The sequence below is a fragment of the Haloarcula amylolytica JCM 13557 genome (assembly GCF_000336615.1).
Taxonomy (GTDB): Archaea; Halobacteriota; Halobacteria; order Halobacteriales; family Haloarculaceae; genus Haloarcula; species Haloarcula amylolytica.
Map to the genome: position 1 here is coordinate 1 of NZ_AOLW01000071.1, position 3218 is coordinate 3218.

General features: G+C 53.5%; 4 protein-coding genes and 1 pseudogene. 3 read left to right on the forward strand and 2 right to left on the reverse strand.

What is annotated here, in order from left to right; translation table 11 throughout:
* The coding region (locus C442_RS20350) for a nuclease-related domain-containing protein (protein WP_161606649.1) at positions 1-589 on the reverse strand (589 nt) is incomplete at its 3' end.
* Between the two features lie 404 nt (positions 590-993).
* On the opposite strand from C442_RS20350, the gene C442_RS22415 reads away from it, so the two are divergent.
* The 3 genes and pseudogenes from C442_RS22415 (at position 994) to C442_RS20360 (ending at position 2078) form a co-directional block, all read left to right on the forward strand.
* The gene (locus C442_RS22415; RefSeq protein WP_007189782.1) at positions 994-1131 is read left to right on the forward strand and encodes a hypothetical protein; all 138 of its coding nucleotides are present in this window, start codon (positions 994-996) and stop codon (positions 1129-1131) included.
* Positions 1132-1497 (forward strand): hypothetical protein, encoded by a 366-nt coding sequence (locus tag C442_RS20355; protein WP_008313850.1) that lies wholly within the window; start codon positions 1132-1134, stop codon positions 1495-1497.
* A 127-nt stretch (positions 1498-1624) separates the two neighbouring features.
* Positions 1625-2078, forward strand: a pseudogene (locus tag C442_RS20360) (hypothetical protein).
* 138 nt (positions 2079-2216) lie between these two features.
* On the opposite strand, the gene C442_RS20365 reads toward C442_RS20360, so the two are convergent.
* Positions 2217-2891, reverse strand: coding sequence for a hypothetical protein (locus tag C442_RS20365; protein ID WP_225306844.1), 675 nt, complete (start codon positions 2889-2891; stop codon positions 2217-2219).
* Positions 2892-3218: the final 327 nt, after the last annotated feature.

The window sequence follows — 3218 nt, forward strand, 5'->3', positions numbered from 1 at the left end:
CATCAGAGATGTGTATAAGAGACAGGAATTCCTCACTGGAGAGTGCCTCCATCTTCGGTGTCTTGTTTAACTGGTCACGAAGTGACTGGGGCGAAAGGTCGTCTGAGGTGAGTACCCGAGGTGTCGACGGGAGTTCATCATACCCGCATTCGGCCCACTCCTCACGCGAGATGTTGGGGAGCGCAATGAACACGTTCACTGGAATCTTACACCGGCCCATCTCGTCAGTGAGTTCGCTTTCCCGAGCGAAATACGACCGAATCTTAAACGCCTGATCCCGGGCTTGTGGATGAGGTTTCGCCTTCGACTGGGTTAGTCCCTGGAGATTCCATACCTGTCCCTGGATTGTATCAATGTGGTCGATCTGGTAGCCTTTACACTCGATAACAATGAGCCCCAGCTCTTGATGCAGAACCACAAAATCAGGTTCTCGATCATAGTCCTCACCGCTCTTGTCGATGACTGGATACTTGTAGTAGGCTATACCCAGATCGTCCGCTCCGAACGCGCTTTTGATTGCGTCCCAGACCGGCAACTCAGCCTCACTACCTCTTTGCCCTGTATCGACTTCGGTCGGTATGAAATCCACAGCGATACATCTACATATATACATTAAAAAGTTACCATGATATATTTAGATATTCTTATCTTTTTCGCTATATCGGGTACGGTGAGTATAATCAGATACGATAACGTCGTCAAATATCGCCAGCAAACCCAAGACAGCCAGCAATAAGTGCGAGTGCACCTTCACGGAATTTCAGCTTGTTCAGTAGGTCGTAACGTGCTTCCGTGAGCTCTAATTTCGCGTGGTTGGACGATGACTTAGTACAAGCCCGTTTTAATCATTTTCTGGTCGTAGACACACCATCAGAAAGCAGACGTTCTCACTAACCAGCTTTGTGAGGGACTGATCATTGTTTCCGTCCAGTCTGGTGACGGTACTACCCCTCAATTTTGTGTCCCCCCGAGAGGGTGAGGGGTTTCCCGAACATGAGCACCGAACAGCAGTCCGTCGACGAACAGTCTCCAAGCACCGAAGCCGACGACCGACCGGACATTCGTGCCCAGCACCGGCAGGCACAGACGAGTGGCGAGGTTTTTGCGGGGCGTCCCCGGGGTGAGAGATAGATGTGTTGTCCCGACTGCCGCCGGCCACGGTCGGCGTCGGCGTGTGTCGACAAACGCTATTACGTCAATGGGGTGGCTTCCGACCCGATCCCGTGGGGCGAGGGCAGCCAGTATCTCACGTACAAGCTACAAGTCCTCCAGAGCAACGAACGGGCCGTTACCGTCGACCTCGAACGGTGGCGCGACCAGTCGTGTCCTGCGTGTGGTGTTGAGCACGGCGAGATACATCATCGGCTCTGTGACTTCGAAGAGTGCCCCGCGTGTGGCGAGCTGTTGCTACTGTGTTCTTGTGTCGTCGAGATTGAAGCCGTTGAACCATCCGGCGTGAAGGGCCGTCTCAAGCAGTCCCTCGCTCGTCTCCTGTAGACACCAGCTTCTAGAGCGGGCTCGATGTCAGACGGACCTCGTGTAGCGTACTTTTGTGTGCGCCGACGAGGGTGCCGGCGTCACACTGACTGCAGTGCGTGGAGCGCCGGCAGGTCACGATCTACCAATGCATATGCTCATCTACGCGCTCGTTGAGGCATCGACAGCAGACGCAGCACTCGCCGCTGGCAAAGGCGTTTTCGACAACCTGGTCNTACGTCACGTTCGACGAGAGTTCCACCGTCGCAGGCAAATCCCGGTGGGGCGAGCGTCCGACCGCGGCTCCGGTCGACTCCGAGGCCGGGCAAGAACTCCTTGGCGATGGCTGGGAGACAACGAAGTCAGCGTTCGAACGTAATCTCCAGACGGTCAAAGACGCCCTCGACGAGCTTTCAGACGAGGAGATTATGCGCGACAAAGACCTCGCTCGATGTGCGTTCCAGAGAGTCGGAGCCGCCAAAGGCCCAGAGATTGCACTGTACGAGGAACACGGATGCGGGATTCGCGATCGGACGCAGCTTGACCGGCTTCTGGACGAGAGTGATACCCTCTGGATCGTCCCCGCCGACGTTCACTTCTGAGGGAGAGCCGCGGCAGTCAGTTTTCGTCGAACCCGATTTTGTGTGTTCCTGGCGGGCGAGGAACACGAATGTCAGAGACTCCAGATTCATGCCCGAGAGAGGAGTGTGACGCAGATATCGTCAAGACTGAGAGTAGCGTCAGGTTCCACGGCAGACGCTATCGTACGGTTCTGGATAATCAGGATCTGCACCGGTTTCATTGCTTCCGTAGTCCGGATCGGCTGGTCCCTTTTCGAGGGTCCCACCATAGTGACCCATATAAACCAGACTACTCCAGAGTCCTTCGTTGTACTTGAAAGCCCAGTTATACCTGATGTAATTGTGGCCGTACACCGTCCCGTCCGCAGTAACACCCGTAAGGCAAACCGTATCCGGGAGCCATGTGTGGTCCTTGTCCGGATACTCATCTGTGTTCCAGCTGTCCGCGACGACGATATACGAGATAGCAACATCCCGACGGATGGCCACCTTTTCGGAGTGGTTCATTGACGCGTTCAGCTGGTAGGTGAGATGATACGTCTCGTTTTTGGGATATGCCTGTGAGTCCAGTATCATAACTTCCGTACCAGTGTCCCGGAGCAGGAAGCGATACGTCTCATTGAAGGCTGCGTATCTTTGTCGTCGTTCAGCGAGAAGATCAGACTCTGTCTCCATGGGAGTGTGTTCAGGAGTTTGTGTCTCGGTTTCTGTGGGTGTTGGCGTTGGTGTTTCTGTGACAACTGGTTCTGGTGTTGGTATTTCTGTTACAGTCGGTTCGGGCGTCGGGGTTGATTCCGGGCTGGATCCGGCGAGCGTTGAACAGCCAGCAGTCATGAGTAACAGACTGATGGTGAAGAGCACAAACGTTTCCGATATTATTTTCATTTATTCTTACCAGATATATAAATTGGAACTAAGTTATTAAGTTTGCTATCTTAGCCAAAAGATCTGGTGGGGGACTAGGACAATTAAGTGCTTCAGAAGGGTTACCTGTGTCTCGCAGACAGTTATTGTAAGGGGTTGCCTCAAAGGGTGAGTTCTGTAGGTACAATTCACACAATGTGATATTCCTAAACTCAGTACCTCACAAAGCGTCACCCACTAATCCGATCTGAGTCACTTCTTCTGTCTCGATGAGCCGTCTGTAGCGGTCGATCTTCG